Origin of the sequence: Mesorhizobium muleiense (assembly GCF_900099905.1) — a bacterium.
Classification (GTDB): Bacteria; Pseudomonadota; Alphaproteobacteria; order Rhizobiales; family Rhizobiaceae; genus Mesorhizobium; species Mesorhizobium muleiense.
Genome location: NZ_FNEE01000002.1, coordinates 548,871 through 564,951, shown reverse-complemented (window position 1 = coordinate 564,951; position 16,081 = coordinate 548,871). Strand labels below are relative to the sequence as shown.

Below are 16,081 nucleotides of genomic sequence, written 5' to 3'. Positions count from 1 at the left end.
CGGCGCATGCACATGACGCGCCGCACGACCAGCGCCTTCCGATGATCGGACCGGCACCGGATTTTAACCTGATATCGCAGGACGGCGCGCGCGTGTCGCTTCGCGACTTTCGCGGGAAGGTGGTCGCCGTCACTTTCATCTATGCTTCCTGCACTGACATCTGCCCGATGCTGACGGCCAACATGGCGTACGTGCAGGACAAGCTAGGTTCTGCGTTCGGGCCCAGGGTTGCCTTCGTTTCGATCACCGTCGATCCGGAGCACGATACGCCCGAAGTGCTGAAGCAATATGCACAGGATTTCGGCGCTGATCTGGACGGCTGGGCGTTTCTTACCGGCGATCCGACGATCATCCGCGAGGTCGGACGGAAGTACGGCATCTTCGCGAGGAAGATGGCGGAGGGAGACGTCGATCACACATTCCTGACGTCGCTCATAGACCCGGATGGCATCTTGCGCGTACAGTATCTCGGCGTTCGGTTCGACCTGGAGGAGTTCCGGGGTGACCTTCTCAGCCTCTTGGACGAATCCAAATAATATCACGAACCGGCTGGTCGGCTGGGTTGCGCGGCTGCCGGCGCGCGTCCAGACCAAGCTGCTGGTCGCCTTCCTGTCAATCGTTGGCCTGCTGATCGTGCTCGGGGCTGTCGGGTTGCAGGTGTTGAGCGGGGTCAACGATCAAACAAATGAGTTGATCAAGCTGCAGCGTAGGATCGCAGCCTACCGCCAGGTGCAGCACGATACGACAAACCAACTCTACAGCATCTCGACCGCACTTTTGCTTCAGGACGACCGGATGCTGGATGCGGCGCTGCGCCAGCTCAACCAGTTTGGCTACGACCTCGACCGCATGGAGTTCGTCGCCGAAAGTGAGGCGGAAGTGCTCGGCCAGGTCCGGCAAGAGTACGATCGGTTTACGGCCGGGGTGACGCATGTCGTGGAGCTCATCCGCGCCGGCCGCACTGAGGAGGCGCGTACGGTTCAGCAGACTGAGATCATGCCGTTGGCCGACCGCCTCGAGCGGCTGACGAACCAGCTGGTCAACACGGCCGAAGCCGACATGGTGGCGGCAATCGAAGCGACCGAGGGGGCGTACGGGAGCTCCCGACTGATCGTGGTCTCCTTTGCGGTGGGCAGCATCCTGCTGGCGCTGGGGCTGGGCTACATCATCTCATGGTCGTTGATTGAGCCGGTCAAGAAGATCGAAACGCGTCTGCGCCAGATCGCAGCCGGCGACTTTGCCCAACAGGTCACCGTCGTCAATCGGGACGAGCTTGGAGTGCTCGCCGGCAATGTCAACCAAACCTCCGAGCAGCTGGGGCGGCTTTACCAAGAGGTGCAGGCGCGCACGGCCGAGCTTGCACGCTCGGTCGGCGAACTGGAGGCGCTCGGGGAAGTCAGCAAGGCGGTCAATTCGACGCTCGATCTCGACACGGTGCTACAGACGATCGTGGCGAAGGCGGTTCAACTCTCGGACACGGATGCGGGCACTATCTATGTGTTCAGCAGCACCAGGCAACAATTCCGCTCCCGCGCAACCTATGGGATGAGCGACGAGCTCATTGCCGCAATTTCCGATCAGGCCATCGGGCTGAACGATCAGGGGATCGGCGACGCCGCACGGCGCCGCGCGCCCGTCCAGGTACCCGATCTCAGCGAAGGAACACCCTCTCCCGCTCAGAAGATCGTCCTCGACGCCGGATATCGCAGCGTTCTGGTGGTTCCGCTGCTCAGGCCGAACAAGATCGTCGGCGCGCTCGTCGTCAGGCGCCGCAAGTCAGGTGAATTCGACCAGCAAATCGTTCATCTGCTGGAGACGTTCGCAGCGCAATCGGTGCTCGCAATCCAGAATGCCAAGCTGTTCCGCGAGATAGAGGAAAAAGGCCGGGAGCTGGAGGCAGCCAGCCGCCATAAGTCTCAATTCCTCGCGAATATGAGCCACGAACTCAGGACGCCGCTCAATTCAGTTCTGGGCTTCACCGAATTGCTGGTCGACGGCATTTACGGCGAGCTCCCGGACAGGGCAAAAACGACGGTTGCGCGCGTGCAGGCAAACGGCCGTCATCTCCTGGGGCTCATCAACGATGTGCTCGATCTCTCAAAGATCGAAGCGGGCCAGCTCACGCTGGCGCTGGAGGATTATTCCGTTGGGCAAATTGTTCGATCGACCATTACAGCTGTGGAGCCGCTGGCGCGTTCAAAAGGGCTTTCGCTCGCTGCGACCGTTGCCGAAAATCTTCCGCTGGGCCGCGGGGACGAACGGCGCCTGACCCAGGTCCTGCTCAATCTTGCCGGCAATGCCGTCAAGTTCACCGAGAGGGGCGCGATCGACATCCGTGCCGATGCAGTCGACGGGCACTTCGAGATCATCGTGCGCGACACGGGTCCCGGCATTGCCCCCACAGACCAGGTGCTCATCTTCGATGAATTTCAACAGGTCGATAGCAGCAGCACCAGGCAGAAGGGTGGCACCGGTCTCGGCCTGGCGATCTCGAAGCGTATCGTGGAAATGCATGGTGGAACCATAGGCGTCGAGTCCGTGCCCGGTTCAGGCTCGACATTCCGCATGAGAATACCGATCCGGGTGGGAGAGGATGTGAAGGCAGCATGAGCAAGCGAATCCTGATGGTGGAAGACACCGAGGACAACCGGCAGATCGTGCGCGATCTCATCGCCACCACCGAATACACACTGATCGAGGCCGCGGACGGTGCCGCCGGCGTCGTCGCTGCCGCAGCAGAGAAGCCGGACCTGATCCTCATGGACATTCAGCTCCCCGTGATGGACGGGTATGAAGCTGCTCGCCGCATAAAGGCTGACCCGGCGCTCCGGCACATTCCGATAATCGCCGTCACGTCCTACGCGTTGTCGGGCGATGAGGCGAAAGCCCTTGCTGCCGGGTGCGATGGCTACATTGCCAAGCCATTCAGTCCGCGCCAGCTGCTTGCCAAGATCCGCGAGTTGCTTTCCTAAAGGAGACAGGGCCTTGCACGATCCGCCTCGCATTCTCGCCGTCGACGACACGCCGGAAAATCTCGAAATTCTGCGTATGCGCCTCGAGGCGAACGGCTACGAAGTGGTGACAGCTGCGGACGGCGAAGAGGCGTTTGGGAAGGTGCGCAGCCTCAAGCCCGACCTGATCCTCCTCGATATCATGATGCCGAAGCTCGACGGGATAAGCGTTGTGCGCATGCTCAAGGCAGACGTTTCGCTGCGATCGATCCCGGTCATCCTTGTCACCGCAAAAGCCGATACGCGGGATGTGGTCGAGGGATTGGATGCCGGCGGCGACGACTATCTAACCAAGCCGTTCGACCACAGGGCCCTGGTGGCGCGCGTGCGGTCGATGCTGCGCCAGAAGGCGCTTTACGATACCGTCGAGAGCCAGACGCGGCTCCTCGAGCATCAGGCAGCGCAATTGGCTGCATGGAATCGCTCTCTTGAACAAACAGTGGCGGAGCAGGTTGCGGAGATCGAGCGGATGGGCCGGCTCCGACGGTTTCTGCCCGCGCAGGTCGCCGACCTTATTGTTGCAGCGGGGAATGGCGACGCGCTTCTTCAAAGCCACCGTCGCGAGGTGACCGTCGTTTTCTGCGATCTGCGCGGCTTTACAGCCTTCGCCGAGACTGCCGAGCCCGAGGAGGTAATGACGGTGCTTGGCGAGTATCATTCCTGTCTTGGCGAACAAATCGTCCGTCACGACGGGACTTTGGAGCGGTTCGTGGGCGACGGCATCGTTGTGGTTTTCAATGATCCGCTACCCTGTGCCGATCACACCGAGAGGGCTGTCTCAATGGCCGCGGCGATGCGTGACGCAATTGACGAGCATTCGGAGCGATGGCGCAAACGGGACTACTTGCTAGGCTTCGGAATCGGCATCGCCCGGGGCCACGCCACCATCGGGCGGATCGGTTTCGATCAGCGCGCGGACTATGCGGTGATCGGCACTGTGTCGAACCACGCGGCCCGATTATGCGAGGAGGCCAGGTCTCGCCAGATTCTCGTCAGCCAACGGGTTCTTGGTGCCGTCGAATCATTGGTCGAATCCGTTCCAGTTGGCGAACTGACCCTGAAGGGGTTTCGCCGCCCTATGCTGGCTTACGAAGTTGTCCGGTGGCTTGGCCGGTCAAGTTAGGGACGAACGCAGCCCGACTCGCGGGCGGACCGAACGACGGCATGAAGTGACCGCAACGGTGGAAAGCAGTCGTTCCGTCGGCAGCAAGCGAACGGCAACTCTTGGCACCGCCTGTGCGTTCCGATCGGCGACGCGGCAGGCAGAAAACCATCCTGAGCTGCCTCGGGCGTCAGGCTTTCACCATCTAGGGCGGGCAAACCTCAGTTCTTCGGCCGCGGCGGCTCCAGGATCAGCCACTTAATGATGCCCATGGCCGGCAGCACCCAGAGCATGCCGCTGAGCAGGAAGAACAGGAAATGCGCCAACGGTCCCGATTCCGCCAGTTGCGCAACCGCCACGATCGATGCGACCAGCGCATAGACGATGACCAGCGCCACCAGCAGGATTGTTCCGATCAGCTTTCTCAGGCGAATGGGCATTTCGCGATCCGGTTGATCCCTATCGCTTAGGCCCAACGGAAGAGGCACGCAACAGCCAAGAAGCGGCGCGACGGCGTGCCGCGCTGTCCGGTCTTGCCAGTTGGATTGCGATGGTTCACCAATCCGCGACTGCAACCTGCCGGGACAAGACCATGGCTGCCATATCAGCTGCCGCTCCTTTCGTGGCCCGCGACCGCGACCTGCGCAACCGGGCGCTGGTGCGCGGCTGGCTCTACGTCGTGCTCCTGGTGCTGTTTGTGCTGGTGCTGGTCGGCGGCGCCACCAGGCTCACCGAATCCGGGCTTTCGATCACCGAATGGAAGCCAATCCACGGCATCATCCCGCCGCTCAACGACGCCGAATGGCAGGAGGAATTCCAGCGCTACCAGCAGATCCCGCAATATGCCGAGCTCAACAGGGGCATGAGCCTCGAAGCGTTCAAGTCGATCTTCTGGTGGGAATGGTTGCACCGGATCCTGGCGCGCGGTGTCGGCGTGGTTTTCGCCGTGCCGCTGGTGTTTTTCTGGGCGACGCGCCGCATCGAACGCGGTCTTGGTCCGAAATTATTGGGCATTCTTCTTCTCGGCGGCCTGCAGGGCGCGATCGGCTGGTGGATGGTGGCGTCCGGGCTGGTCGACCGCGTCTCCGTCAGCCAGTACCGGCTGGCGACGCATCTGACGCTGGCGGCGCTGATCTTCACCGCGACCATGGTGGTCGCTCGGGGGTTGGCCCCGCATTCCGAGCCCGCGGCCGACCGCTCGACCCAGCGTCTGGCCGGCCTTCTGGTGCTGCTGGCGCTGATCCAGATCTATCTCGGCGGGCTGGTCGCTGGGCTCGATGCCGGCCTGAGCTACAACACCTGGCCGCTGATGGACGGCAAGCTCATCCCCGGCGACCTGTTGATCCTCGAGCCGGCATGGCGCAACTTCTTCGAGAGCCCGAAGACGGTCCAGTTCATCCACCGGCTCGGCGCCTACGCTATGTCAGTCGCAGCACTTTGGCACATGATCGCCACGCACCGGCGCCAGCCCGGCACCACCCATGCGCGCCGCGCGATGCTGCTGTTTGTGCTGGTGCTGCTGCAGGCCCTGATCGGCATCGGCACGCTGCTGATGCAGGTGCCGCTGCACATGGCGCTGATGCATCAGGCTTTCGCGCTTGTCCTGCTGGGCTTTGCCGCAGCGCATTGGCGCGGCACCAAGGGCGCTTATCCCATGCCTAACCAGATCGCCGTCAGAGGCTGAGCCGCACCGTCTTGATCGCCGTGGCAATGGACAATTCGCGGCTTTCGTCGATCGCATTGCCGTCTTCATGATACCATGACGCCGACAGGCAGCCATAGGCGATGGCATAATCCAGGATGGCTGGCGGCGTCTGGCCGAGCGTTCTGGCGAAAATCTCGGCCATGTCGGCAATCCGCCGGGGGTCGCGGCAAAGCTCGTCGCGGTCGAGCGGATTGTAGAACATGTTCGCCGCGTCGAAGCCGGGATCGCCGAGAACGCCCTTCGGATCGATCGCCAGCCAGCCGCGCGCTCCGTGCATGATGTTGTCGTGATGCAGGTCGCCATGCAGCGGCAGCACCTCGACAGGATCGGCCAACAGCCGTTCCGCGGTCGCAGCCGCTTCGACGTAGAGGCTCTTTTCGCCGGCTTCGCGATCGATCCTCGCCTTGTTGAACAGACTGGAAAACCGCACCCGCAGCGGCTGAAGATCTGGCGGGACAGGGTGGTCGGATGGCGAAAACAGCCTTGCCATCACTTCGGCCGCGATTGCTGTAGCGGCGTTGTCTCCCTGCTCGGCGAGAACCTGCGACAGCAAGGTTTCACCGGCATATTCGAGCAGCATGCAGTGGCCGTCGCGGCCGAGCAGCCGTACCGCGCCTTCGCCGCGCCGCCAGGCGAGAAAATGGGCGCCGCGCAACTCGTCCTCGACGTCCTCGAAAGCTTTGAGGGCCTTGACGATCGCCGGCGAGCCGTCCTCGCGAACAACCTTCCAGATGCGACTGCTGAACGTCTCGGCAATCAGTTCTGGCGCGTCGACGTTCCAGCGGCTTGGCAATGCCGGAGCGTCCATTCAAAGCTTGAGGCCGAGCATCAGATCCATGTTCTGCACGGCAGCACCCGAGGCGCCCTTGCCGAGATTGTCGTAGACGGCGAGCAGCAGCGCCTGGGCCCTGTCGTCGTTGGCGAAGACATGGAGCATCATCCGGTTGGTGCCGTTGTAGATTTCCGGATCGATCTCCGGCACGCGCTCCAGATGCGCATAGGGCGCCACCTCGACCACGCCGCCATCGATGGCGGCGAAATGGTCGGCGATCGCCGCATGAAGCTCGGCGCCGGTCGGCACATAGTCGAGACCGCCGAGTTGCAGCGGCACCACGGTGATCATGCCTTGCGCGAAATTGCCGACCGCCGGCTGCATGATCGGATCATGCGACAGCTTCGCATAGGTCCTGAGCTCCGGCACATGCTTGTGCTGCAGGGTCAGCCCGTAGGGCAGGAATTCCGACGCTTCCTCGCCCTTGGCGACATAGTCCTCGATCATCGGCCGGCCGCCGCCCGAATAGCCCGTAATGCCGTTGACGGTGACCGGAAAATCCGGCGGCAACAGCCCGGCCGCCACCAGCGGCCTGAGCGTCGCGATCGGGCCTTGCGGCCAGCAGCCCGGATTGGTGACGCGCTTCGCCGAGGCGATCTTGCGCGCTTGACCCTTGTCCATTTCGGCAAAACCATATTCCCAGCCTTCTGCCACGCGATGCGCGGTCGAGGCGTCGATAACCCTCGTGGTGTCGTTGTTGATCAGCGAGACGCTTTCTTTCGCGGCTGCGTCCGGCAGGCACAGGATCGCGACATCGGCGGCGTTGAGGAACTCGGCTCTGGCTGCCGGTTCCTTGCGGCGCTCGGTCGGAATCGAGATGATCTCCAGGTCGCCGCGCTCGGCAAGCAGCGTCCTGATCTGGAGACCGGTGGTGCCGTGCTCGCCGTCGATGAAGATTTTCGGTTTCATTTGCCTGCCTGAATCCCTGATAATTCGTAGTTATATGCCACTTGCCTGGTTCAATCCGGCAACAATGTGATTGCCGTTGTTCATCTCTTCGAGCCGGGCCTTTCGTTCCGCCAGCAGCCCGAGATAGTGCATGGCCACCGTCGACCCGGCAATTGCCGTTATATCGGCGTGATCATAGGCCGGCGCAACCTCAACGACATCGGCGCCGACGATGTCGAGCTGATTGATCTGGCGCAGCACCGACAGGATTTTTGCCGAGGACGGCCCGCCGGCGACCGGTGTGCCGGTGCCGGGGGCGAAGGCCGGGTCGAGGCAATCGATGTCGAAGGTGACGTAGGCCTTCTTGCCGCCGGTGCGGTCGACGATGGAATAGGCGATATCGGACGCGCGCATGTCCTCGATTTCGTGGCCGTACAGGATCTTGATGCCGAAGGTGTCGGGCGCATGGGTGCGGATGCCGATCTGGATCGAACGGTCGGGATCGATAATTCCCTCTTTGACCGCACGGCCGACGAAGGAGCCGTGATCGATGCGCTTGCCGTCGTCCGGCCAGGTGTCCTGGTGGGCGTCGAACTGCACCAAGGCCAGCGGACCGTGGATGGCGGCATGCGCCTTGAGCAGCGGCCAGGTGACGAAATGATCGCCGCCGAGCGATAGCAGGAAGGCGCCGGATTTCAGGATCTTTGCCGCCTCGCGCTCGATCGTCCCCGGCGTCTTCTGGTGGTTTCCGCTGTCGAGCAGGCAATCGCCATAGTCGACCACGGCGAGATGTTCGAACAGATCGCGTGAAAACGGATATTGCGGGTCGTTGTCGAGGATGGTCGAGGCGCGGCGAATCGCCTGCGGTCCGAAACGCGCGCCCGGCCGGTTGGTGACGGCGGCGTCGAAGGGGATGCCCCACACCACCGCGTCCGCGCCCTTCACGTCCTTGGTGTATTTGCGCCGCATGAACGACAGCGCGCCGGCATAGGTCGGCTCGAAGGACGCACCCGTCCTGGCCCGGGCGGTGAAGGCGTGGTCGATGTTGGTGTTCGGCATGAAGCGGTCTCCTGTGCATCGAGGCGCAACCTTATTGGATATAATTCCAGGAAATGCGACCCCTTCCGAGGGCCATGACCGTTCGAGCTCGGTCACAACTTCTTGCTTGCCAGGTGAGCCCGCATGGCCAACCCGGAATTTGCGTAGATTTGCATGAATACAACCGAAAGTAGCCAGCGGTCCTTGCGCGGGATGGTTGTCAGCCGGGGAACGCAGCAGATTTCAGCACGCCAAGCCGGCCACCGACCGCCAGGACGGCGGCATCGATCTCGGCAAGTCGAGATTGAAGAACAGCCGCTTCAGCCGGCATTTGACCTGACTTTCCGGCATTTGCGAAGCCGGCTTCGTTCACTGGGCTGTCACGCGCGTCGCTTATCCGGGTTTGCATCCGGTAGGAGCGATTCTCATGCGAACGACCTGGCTGAAACTTGTGCTTGCCGCCGCTTCGGTGCTGTTCACTGGCTCGGCATTGGCTGGCGAAACACGCGCCAAGCAGATTCTCGACCGCTTCGAACACGCCAACCAGTGGCGCGACCATGTCATGGTGGCGGCACACCGCGCCGGCAGCCTGCAGGCCCGCAAGACGCTCTTTGCCGAAAACTCGATCGCCGCCCTCGAGGCCTCGATCGCGCTTGGCGCCGAAATCGTCGAGGTCGATGTCAGGCGCTCGAAGGACGGCGAGTTCGTCGTCATGCATGACAGCTGGCTCGACCGCACGACGAACTGCAGGGGCGAGGTGGTCAAGCGCACGCTGGCCGAACTCAAAACCTGCAGGCTGGTGATCGAGGGCACCGGCGCCGTCACCGACGAGCCGGTTTCGACGCTGCGCGAGATGCTGATGGCGACCAGGGACAGGATCCTCGTCAACATCGACAACAAGCTCGACGTCGACAGCCTGGCCGGCATGATCGCGGTGGCGCGTGACCTTGGCATGGCCGAACAGGTGATCGTCAAGGAGAACCTGTGGAACCCGGCCAGGATCACCACTGTCAAGGCAGCCATGGGCGCGATCGGCAGCGGTTTCCAATTCATGCCGATCATTGCCGACGACGCGGTTCGCGACGCCGGTTTCGCCGAGAAAGTCAGCGGCGCCTTTTCGCCGCGCGCGGTCGAGATGATCAACTGGCGGGACGGCGCGGAGACGCTGACCGAGACCGGCGGTCCGCTGTTCAGCCCGCGCATGCGCGCCGCGGCGATAAGGGGCGACTGGCACATCTGGGCCAATACCTACGCCATCGTCAACAAGCCGGGCGGCTTCCTTGCCGGCGGTCGCGGCGATGAACTGGCGGTGTTCGCCAGCCTGCCGCGCGAGACCTACGGCTTCTGGGCCGAGCGCGGCGCCACCATCATCCAGACCGACGAGCCGAAAGCGGCGATCGACTGGCTGGCGGCAAACGGCTATCGCGTGCCCTATTCGGATGCGGCGCGGCCGGCGGAGCCGGCGAATACGGCGAGCATCAATTAGTTCCTCTGCACAGGGGATTTGGTTCTTTGAGTGACGCTGGCGATTAGCCACATCCCATCACACCTTCGTCATCCTAGGGCAAAGCAAGGAGCGAAGCGCTTCGCTGACAGCGTCCTTTTTGCAAGGTTGGTGGTTGGCGAAATCATTTATGAAGGCCAATCTCCCCCCTTGTGGGGGAGATGCCGGCAGGGCAGAGGGGGGCGCTGTCCAGGGCGCTGTCCCGCCAGCCTGTCGATCATGGCGAGATTGGCTCGTTGCCGCTTTCGCCAATCCTCATGCCGCCATCGCCACGCCGTCCAACTCCCTCAGGGCATCCTCCGGCAGTTCAAGTTCGGCCGCGGCAAGATTCTCCCGCAAATGCGCAACGGAGGACGTGCCGGGGATGAGCAGGATGTTGGGCGCGCGACCGAGCAGCCAGGCGAGTGCGACCTGCATGGGCGTGGCGTCCAGGCGCTGAGCGACGCGGGACAGGGTAGACGACTGCAGCGGGTTGAAGCCGCCGAGCGGAAAGAACGGCACATAGGCGATACCGTCGCGGGCGAGTTGGTCGATCAAGGCATCGTCGCCCCTGTGCGCCAGGTTGTATTGGTTCTGCACGCAGACGATCCGGGCGATCCGTCGCGCCTCTTCGATCTGTGCCGGCGTGACATTGCTGAGCCCGATATGACGCACCAGGCCCTGCCGCTGAAGCTCGGCCAGCACAGTGAACGGCGCCTCGATCGACCCTTCGGCGGTGCCATGCGCGTCGAACATGATCCTGAGATTGACGACGTCCAGCACGTCGAGCCCGAGATTGCGCAGATTGTCGTGCACCGCCTCCGTCAGCGCTTCGGGCGAGAAGGCCGGGAGCCACGAGCCATCCGCGCCGCGACGGGCACCGATCTTGGTGACGATCGTCAGATCGTCGGAATAGGGCGCGAGCGCTTCACGGATGAGTAGATTGGTGACGTGCGGCCCATAGAAATCGCTGGTGTCTATGTGATTGACACCGCGCGCAACAGCTTCGCGCAGCACGGCCAATGCCGCGCCATGGTTCTTGGGCGGACCAAAGACGCCGGCTCCTGCGAGCTGCATGGCGCCGTAGCCGAGCCGCTTCACGGTGCGGTCGCCGAGAGTGAACGTGCCGGAAAGGTCAATGCTGGACATGGTCTATCTCCGTTCAAGATGTGAGGCTGGAGATAGGCGCTGTCCGATCTCACGATAATTGGGTACATTCCGCACGGGCTGTACGGAATGTCGAACAATGAAGATCGACCTCGGAGACCTCAACGCCTTCGTCGCCGTAGCGCGGGCCAAGGGTTTTCGCGATGGCGCCCGCGCCAGCGGCGGCAGTGCGTCGGGCTTGAGCGAGGCGGTGCGCCGCCTCGAGACGCAGCTCGGTGTCAGGCTGCTCAACCGGACGACCCGCAGCGTCGTCCTGACCGAAGCGGGCGCGAGCTTGCTGGCTCGGCTCGGCCCTGCCTTGACCGAGGTGGAATCGGCCCTCGACGTTGTGAATGGCTTTCGCGACAGGCCTGCAGGTACGTTGCGCCTCAACGTGCCGGTCAGCGCGGCGCGGCTGGTGCTGCCCAGCATCGTCCCGGGTTTTCTCGCTGCCTATCCCGGCATCCGGCTGGAGGTGATCGCCGAGGAGAGCTTTGTCGACGTCCTGGCGGCAGGCTGCGATGCCGGCATCCGTTACGACGAGCGGCTGGAACAGGACATGATCGCGGTGCCGATCGGACCGCGCCATCAGTGCTTTGCCACCGCCGCCAGCCCTGCCTACCTTGATGGCCACGGCCGGCCGCAACACCCGCGCGATCTGCTCGGCCACGCCTGCCTGCGCGGCCGCTTCGCCAGCGGGGCGATGCCGCCATGGGAATTCGAACGCGACGGCGAGGTGGTGCGGGTCGATCCGACGGGGCCGCTTCTCGTGACCCTGGGCGGAGCGGCCGATCTCGCCGTCGATGCAGCCATCGCCGGTACCGGCATTGTCAGCCTGTTCGAGGATTGGCTTCGCCCTCACTTTGAGAGCGGTGCGCTCGAACCCGTCCTCGAACCTTGGTGGCAGAGCTTCCCCGGGCCGTTCCTCTATTATCCCGGCCGGCGTCTCGTGCCGGCGCCGTTGCGGGCGTTTATCGACTTCATCAAGGTACCGGCCGATCGTTCCTAAATTTGGGCCAGGTTCATCAAAAGAAAAGGCCGCCCGGAGGCGGCCGTTTCGACTCTCTGGAGCTGAAGCAGTGCTTAGCGCTTCGAGAACTGGAACGAGCGGCGGGCCTTCGCCTTGCCGTACTTCTTGCGCTCGACGACGCGGCTGTCGCGGGTCAGGAAGCCGCCCTTCTTGAGCACGGGACGCAGCGCCGGCTCGTAATAGGTCAGCGCCTTGGAGATGCCGTGGCGCACCGCACCGGCCTGGCCGGAAAGGCCGCCGCCGATGACCGTGGCGACGATGTCGTACTGTCCGGCGCGGTTGGCGGCGATGATCGGCTGGTTGAGGATCATCTGCAGGACCGGGCGCGCAAAATATTCGGCAAACACCTTGTCGTTGACGACGATCTTGCCGGAGCCGGGCTTCACCCAGACACGGGCGATGGCGTTCTTGCGCTTGCCGGTGGCATAGGCGCGGCCCGACTTGTCGAGCTTCTGGACATGGACGGGTGCAGCCGGCTGCGTGTTGGTGTTGCCGGTGGCAGTTCCGAGTTCTGCGAGCGAGGAAAGCTCAGCCATTTTACGAAACCTTCTTGTTCTTGGCGTTCAGCTTGGCCACGTCGAGCGTGACGGGCTGCTGGGCGACATGCGGATGTTCCGTGCCTGCATAGACGCGGAGATTCTTCATCTGGCGACGGCCGAGCGGACCACGCGGGATCATGCGTTCGACGGCCTTCTCAACGACACGCTCGGGGAAACGGCCTTCGAGCAGCTGGCGCGCGGTGCGCTCCTTGATGCCGCCGGGATGGCCAGTGTGCCAGTAATAGACCTTGTCGGTGAATTTCTTGCCGGTGAACACCACCTTGTCGGCATTGATGACGATGACATTGTCGCCGTCGTCGACATGCGGGGTGAAGGTGGGCTTGTGTTTGCCGCGAAGATGATTGGCGATGACAGTGGCGAGACGGCCGACGACGAGACCCTCGGCGTCGATCAGCACCCACTTCTTCACCACATCCGCAGGCTTCTGCGAAAAGGTTGTCATGGATTTGTTGCTTTCGGTTCGGACCTTCCCCCATTCACGAACGAAAAGGGAAGGCGTTTCTTGCTGCTTGAATTGACGCCGGGCGCTCGCCCGCCGCCAATAACAAAACGGCGGCCTTTGCGGGCCGCTGTTCCGTGAGGGCTTATAGGCGAGGGGGAGTATCACGTCAAGGCGAATAAAAAGGCAAGTAGCGCAAAAACTGAAGCAAAAACAAAGGATTGAATAACAGGTATTATTTTACCACATTGATCTAGTGTTAATTGCGGTGCCGAAGCTGGCCTTAGTGCTTTGCCTCGATCTCCTTGCGGGCCGCGCTGGAGAGGAACGCAGATCGCGTTATGCCGCGTTCGCGCGCTGCGATGTCGATCGCCCGCAAAACGCCGCGCTCGAAAGTCACGTTTGCCCTGACGACGGCGCTGTCATTATCGATGAGCGGCACCGAGACCAGATAGGCTCCTTTGGCGAGCGCGTTGCGTATGTCCGGAAGCGCGACAATCGCTTCGTGGTTGGACGGCTCTGGAACGGGCATATCCTCTGCCCACAACTGCAAGGCTTCAACGGCATTGGGCACGATGTCTTCCGCCGCGTCCGCAGCCGAAAAGCAGCCGGGAATGTCCGGAAAGCGGATGCCGAATGCGCTGTCGGGATCTTTGTCGACCAATGCGAAATAGTTCTTCATTTGCAATCTCCAGGACGCTTCAGCTCGTCCTTATCCAGCCTGCCTGCTTGGCGATCGCGCGAGCGGTACCGGTTGGCAGATCCTTCTCGGGATGCGGAACGATCAACACAATCTCGCCCCTTCGGAATTTGTGATGCGAGCCGCGTACGGAAATCAGTTCGAAACCGTCCTCCTTGAGACGCTTCACGATCTTGCGGCTGTCACGTTCCAGCAAAGGTCACCTATGCGCACATATATACACATCAACCGGAAATGCAATTGTCAAGATGGCGACCGCTTCGGCGGGATCGAATAGGTTCCCGTGGCGTGCGCCACCGTGTGTCCATCCGGTCCGGCGACGATGTCGATTTCGAACACCATCAGGCTCCTGCCCAGCTTCAGGATGCGGCAATGGCCGTCGATCGGTCCGGCCTCGGCCTTGCGGACGAAATTGATGTTGAGATTGGTGGTGACCGAAAGCGCATCGGGCCCGGCATGCGAAAGTACGCAGACATAGCCGCCAATGTCAGCCAGCGTGAACAGCGACGGGCCGGAAACGGTTCCGCCGGGGCGCAAATGCCGCTCGTCGGCATTCAGGCGCACCGTGCAGCCGCCCGCAAACACCTCGATCGCCTCGTAGAAGGTGAACTTGTCGTTGAGCTGCGGGTAGACGGTCTCCATCAGTGCATTGACCTGCGCCGCGGTCAGCACCGGCTTAAGATTTTTTTGCGCAGGCATAGGCGGTTTCCTGTATGTGCCGTGGCCTGAGAAAACACGCCTTAAGCCTGTTCTTCAATCGGCACCGTGCTAGTTCTTTTGTTCCATGGCCCGCGAATCCGATGCCGCTGGCCAATGATGAGGGTGGAGACATGGGAAGAGGTTTTGAAAAATGGCCGAAATCGTCGCCATCAAGCCGGCTGTTGCCGAAGGTCCTGTTATCGCGAGTCTGGACGAGGGCATCCTGCGCCTGACGCTCGCCAATCCGCCGGCCAATGCGCTGTCGCTGGCGGTGATGGCGGCGCTGACGGCGGAACTCGACCGCGCGAAATCAGACAGATCCGTCCGCGTCATCATCCTGGCGGCCGCCGGAAAAATGTTCTGCGCCGGACACGATCTCAAGGAAATGACCGCGCGCCGCACCGATGCCGATCGCGGCAAGGCATTCTTCGAGGAGACGTTTTCCGCCTGCGCGGCACTGATGCAGGCGATCGTGCGCCATCCGAGGCCGGTCATCGCCGAGGTCGACGGTCTGGCAACGGCGGCCGGGGCGCAACTGGTGGCGAGCTGCGATCTCGCCATCGCCTCACACGAGGCGACCTTCTGCACGCCGGGCGTCAATATCGGGCTGTTCTGCTCGACGCCGATGGTGGCGCTGTCGCGCAACGTTTCGCGCAAGCACGCGATGGAGATGCTTTTGACCGGTGAGACCATCGATGCGGCGACGGCAAAGGAATTCGGCCTCATCAACCGCGTCGTGCCGCGCGAATATCTCAATCAGATTGTCACCAAATACGCGCAAACCATTGCTGCAAAATCGGCCTTGGTGGTCAAGACCGGCAAGGAAGCCTTTTACGCGCAGGCCGAAATGGGGCTGGCCGACGCCTATGCCTATACCGGCCGCGTCATGGTCGACAACATGCTGGCGCGCGACGCAGAAGAAGGCATCGGCGCCTTCATCGGCAAGCGCAAGCCCGAATGGACGGACGACTAGATATGGAAGCCCGCATCTCCATCATCACCATCGCCGTCGACGATTTCGAGCGCGCCACACGCTTCTACGAGGCGATGGGCCTGACCCGCCATGCCGGCATCACCGACGGCGTCGCCTTCTTCCAGATGGGCGGCGTCATTCTCGGCCTGTTCCCGCGCGCAAGCGCCGAAGAGGATTCGGGCATCACCTTCGGCACGGCGCCGTCGGCGATCTACCTCGCCTACAACACCCGCTCCGACGCGGAGGTCGATGACGTGCTGACGATGGCCGAGAACGCCGGCGGCCGCATCGTCAAGCCGGCCGGCCGCGCCTTCTGGGGCGGCTGGTATGGCTATTTCGCCGACACCGAAGGGCATGTCTGGGAAGTGGCGCACAATCCGGCTTTTCCGATCGCGGAAGACGGCAGCATCTCGCTGCCGGGTTGAGCGCGTTTCCCACCGCTTTCGACGATACCGATCATTTCCGCATGATGCGC

General features: G+C 62.6%; 19 protein-coding genes. 9 read left to right on the top strand and 10 right to left on the bottom strand.

Features of this window, described 5'->3' with window-relative positions; genetic code table 11:
• Positions 1 to 41: 41 nt before the first annotated feature.
• Genes BLT09_RS06725 through BLT09_RS06710 form a run of 4 tightly spaced genes read left to right on the top strand, consistent with a single transcriptional unit; the run spans position 42 to position 4,134 of the window.
• Positions 42 to 536, top strand: a complete 495-nt coding sequence (locus tag BLT09_RS06725; RefSeq protein ID WP_139172535.1) for an SCO family protein — start codon at positions 42 to 44, stop codon at positions 534 to 536.
• A complete protein-coding gene (locus tag BLT09_RS06720; protein ID WP_167366351.1) occupies positions 502 to 2,610 on the top strand; it encodes a sensor histidine kinase in 2,109 nt (702 codons plus the stop codon). The genes BLT09_RS06725 and BLT09_RS06720 overlap by 35 nt, the downstream gene beginning before the upstream one ends.
• Positions 2,607 to 2,972: a response regulator gene (locus BLT09_RS06715; RefSeq protein WP_091591515.1), complete on the top strand. Its 366-nt coding sequence runs from the start codon at positions 2,607 to 2,609 to the stop codon at positions 2,970 to 2,972. The genes BLT09_RS06720 and BLT09_RS06715 overlap by 4 nt, the downstream gene beginning before the upstream one ends.
• A gap of 13 nt (positions 2,973 to 2,985) precedes the next feature.
• Positions 2,986 to 4,134 carry a response regulator gene (locus BLT09_RS06710; RefSeq protein WP_091591514.1) on the top strand — a complete coding sequence of 383 codons (1,149 nt, stop codon included), beginning with the start codon at positions 2,986 to 2,988 and terminating at the stop codon, positions 4,132 to 4,134.
• Between the two features lie 200 nt (positions 4,135 to 4,334).
• On the opposite strand, the gene BLT09_RS06705 is transcribed toward BLT09_RS06710, so the two are convergent.
• The gene (locus BLT09_RS06705) at positions 4,335 to 4,553 is read right to left on the bottom strand and encodes a DUF2842 domain-containing protein (RefSeq protein ID WP_091591512.1); all 219 of its coding nucleotides are present in this window, start codon (positions 4,551 to 4,553) and stop codon (positions 4,335 to 4,337) included.
• Positions 4,554 to 4,705: 152 nt separating this feature from the next.
• On the opposite strand from BLT09_RS06705, the gene BLT09_RS06700 reads away from it, so the two are divergent.
• On the top strand, positions 4,706 to 5,797 hold the full coding sequence (locus BLT09_RS06700; RefSeq protein WP_091591848.1) for a COX15/CtaA family protein: 1,092 nt from the start codon (positions 4,706 to 4,708) through the stop codon (positions 5,795 to 5,797).
• Here the strand turns inward: BLT09_RS06700 and BLT09_RS06695 are convergent.
• The 3 genes from BLT09_RS06695 to speB are packed head-to-tail and all read right to left on the bottom strand — an operon-like array spanning position 5,787 to position 8,597.
• Entirely contained in the window at positions 5,787 to 6,626 is an 840-nt protein-coding gene (locus BLT09_RS06695; protein WP_091591510.1) for an aminoglycoside phosphotransferase family protein, read from the bottom strand. The genes BLT09_RS06700 and BLT09_RS06695 overlap by 11 nt on opposite strands.
• Positions 6,627 to 7,559, bottom strand: a complete 933-nt coding sequence (gene argC, locus BLT09_RS06690) for an N-acetyl-gamma-glutamyl-phosphate reductase (RefSeq protein ID WP_091591509.1) — start codon at positions 7,557 to 7,559, stop codon at positions 6,627 to 6,629.
• Positions 7,560 to 7,589: 30 nt separating this feature from the next.
• A complete protein-coding gene (gene speB, locus BLT09_RS06685) occupies positions 7,590 to 8,597 on the bottom strand; it encodes an agmatinase (protein ID WP_091591507.1) in 1,008 nt (335 codons plus the stop codon).
• Positions 8,598 to 9,003: 406 nt separating this feature from the next.
• Between speB and BLT09_RS06680 the strand changes: the two genes are divergently transcribed.
• On the top strand, positions 9,004 to 10,062 hold the full coding sequence (locus BLT09_RS06680) for a glycerophosphodiester phosphodiesterase family protein (protein WP_091591505.1): 1,059 nt from the start codon (positions 9,004 to 9,006) through the stop codon (positions 10,060 to 10,062).
• Positions 10,063 to 10,335: 273 nt separating this feature from the next.
• On the opposite strand, the gene BLT09_RS06675 is transcribed toward BLT09_RS06680, so the two are convergent.
• Positions 10,336 to 11,208: an aldo/keto reductase family oxidoreductase gene (locus BLT09_RS06675; RefSeq protein ID WP_091591503.1), complete on the bottom strand. Its 873-nt coding sequence runs from the start codon at positions 11,206 to 11,208 to the stop codon at positions 10,336 to 10,338.
• A gap of 97 nt (positions 11,209 to 11,305) precedes the next feature.
• On the opposite strand from BLT09_RS06675, the gene BLT09_RS06670 reads away from it, so the two are divergent.
• Entirely contained in the window at positions 11,306 to 12,214 is a 909-nt protein-coding gene (locus tag BLT09_RS06670; RefSeq protein ID WP_091591500.1) for a LysR family transcriptional regulator, read from the top strand.
• 74 nt (positions 12,215 to 12,288) lie between these two features.
• On the opposite strand, the gene rpsI is transcribed toward BLT09_RS06670, so the two are convergent.
• The 5 genes from rpsI to BLT09_RS06645 form a co-directional block, all read right to left on the bottom strand.
• Positions 12,289 to 12,771 carry a 30S ribosomal protein S9 gene (rpsI, locus tag BLT09_RS06665; RefSeq protein ID WP_023798354.1) on the bottom strand — a complete coding sequence of 161 codons (483 nt, stop codon included), beginning with the start codon at positions 12,769 to 12,771 and terminating at the stop codon, positions 12,289 to 12,291.
• 1 nt (position 12,772) lies between these two features.
• Positions 12,773 to 13,237 (bottom strand): 50S ribosomal protein L13, encoded by a 465-nt coding sequence (gene rplM, locus BLT09_RS06660; RefSeq protein ID WP_091591498.1) that lies wholly within the window; start codon positions 13,235 to 13,237, stop codon positions 12,773 to 12,775.
• Between the two features lie 280 nt (positions 13,238 to 13,517).
• Complete coding sequence (locus BLT09_RS06655) at positions 13,518 to 13,916, bottom strand: type II toxin-antitoxin system HicB family antitoxin (RefSeq protein WP_091591496.1); 399 nt, start codon at positions 13,914 to 13,916, stop codon at positions 13,518 to 13,520.
• A 19-nt stretch (positions 13,917 to 13,935) separates the two neighbouring features.
• On the bottom strand, positions 13,936 to 14,127 hold the full coding sequence (locus tag BLT09_RS06650) for a type II toxin-antitoxin system HicA family toxin (RefSeq protein ID WP_091591847.1): 192 nt from the start codon (positions 14,125 to 14,127) through the stop codon (positions 13,936 to 13,938).
• Between the two features lie 50 nt (positions 14,128 to 14,177).
• A complete protein-coding gene (locus BLT09_RS06645) occupies positions 14,178 to 14,633 on the bottom strand; it encodes a PaaI family thioesterase (RefSeq protein WP_091591495.1) in 456 nt (151 codons plus the stop codon).
• A 151-nt stretch (positions 14,634 to 14,784) separates the two neighbouring features.
• On the opposite strand from BLT09_RS06645, the gene BLT09_RS06640 reads away from it, so the two are divergent.
• On the top strand, positions 14,785 to 15,606 hold the full coding sequence (locus BLT09_RS06640) for an enoyl-CoA hydratase (protein ID WP_091591493.1): 822 nt from the start codon (positions 14,785 to 14,787) through the stop codon (positions 15,604 to 15,606).
• Positions 15,607 to 15,608: 2 nt separating this feature from the next.
• A complete protein-coding gene (locus tag BLT09_RS06635) occupies positions 15,609 to 16,031 on the top strand; it encodes a VOC family protein (protein ID WP_091591491.1) in 423 nt (140 codons plus the stop codon).
• The last annotated feature ends 50 nt before the right edge of the window (positions 16,032 to 16,081 follow it).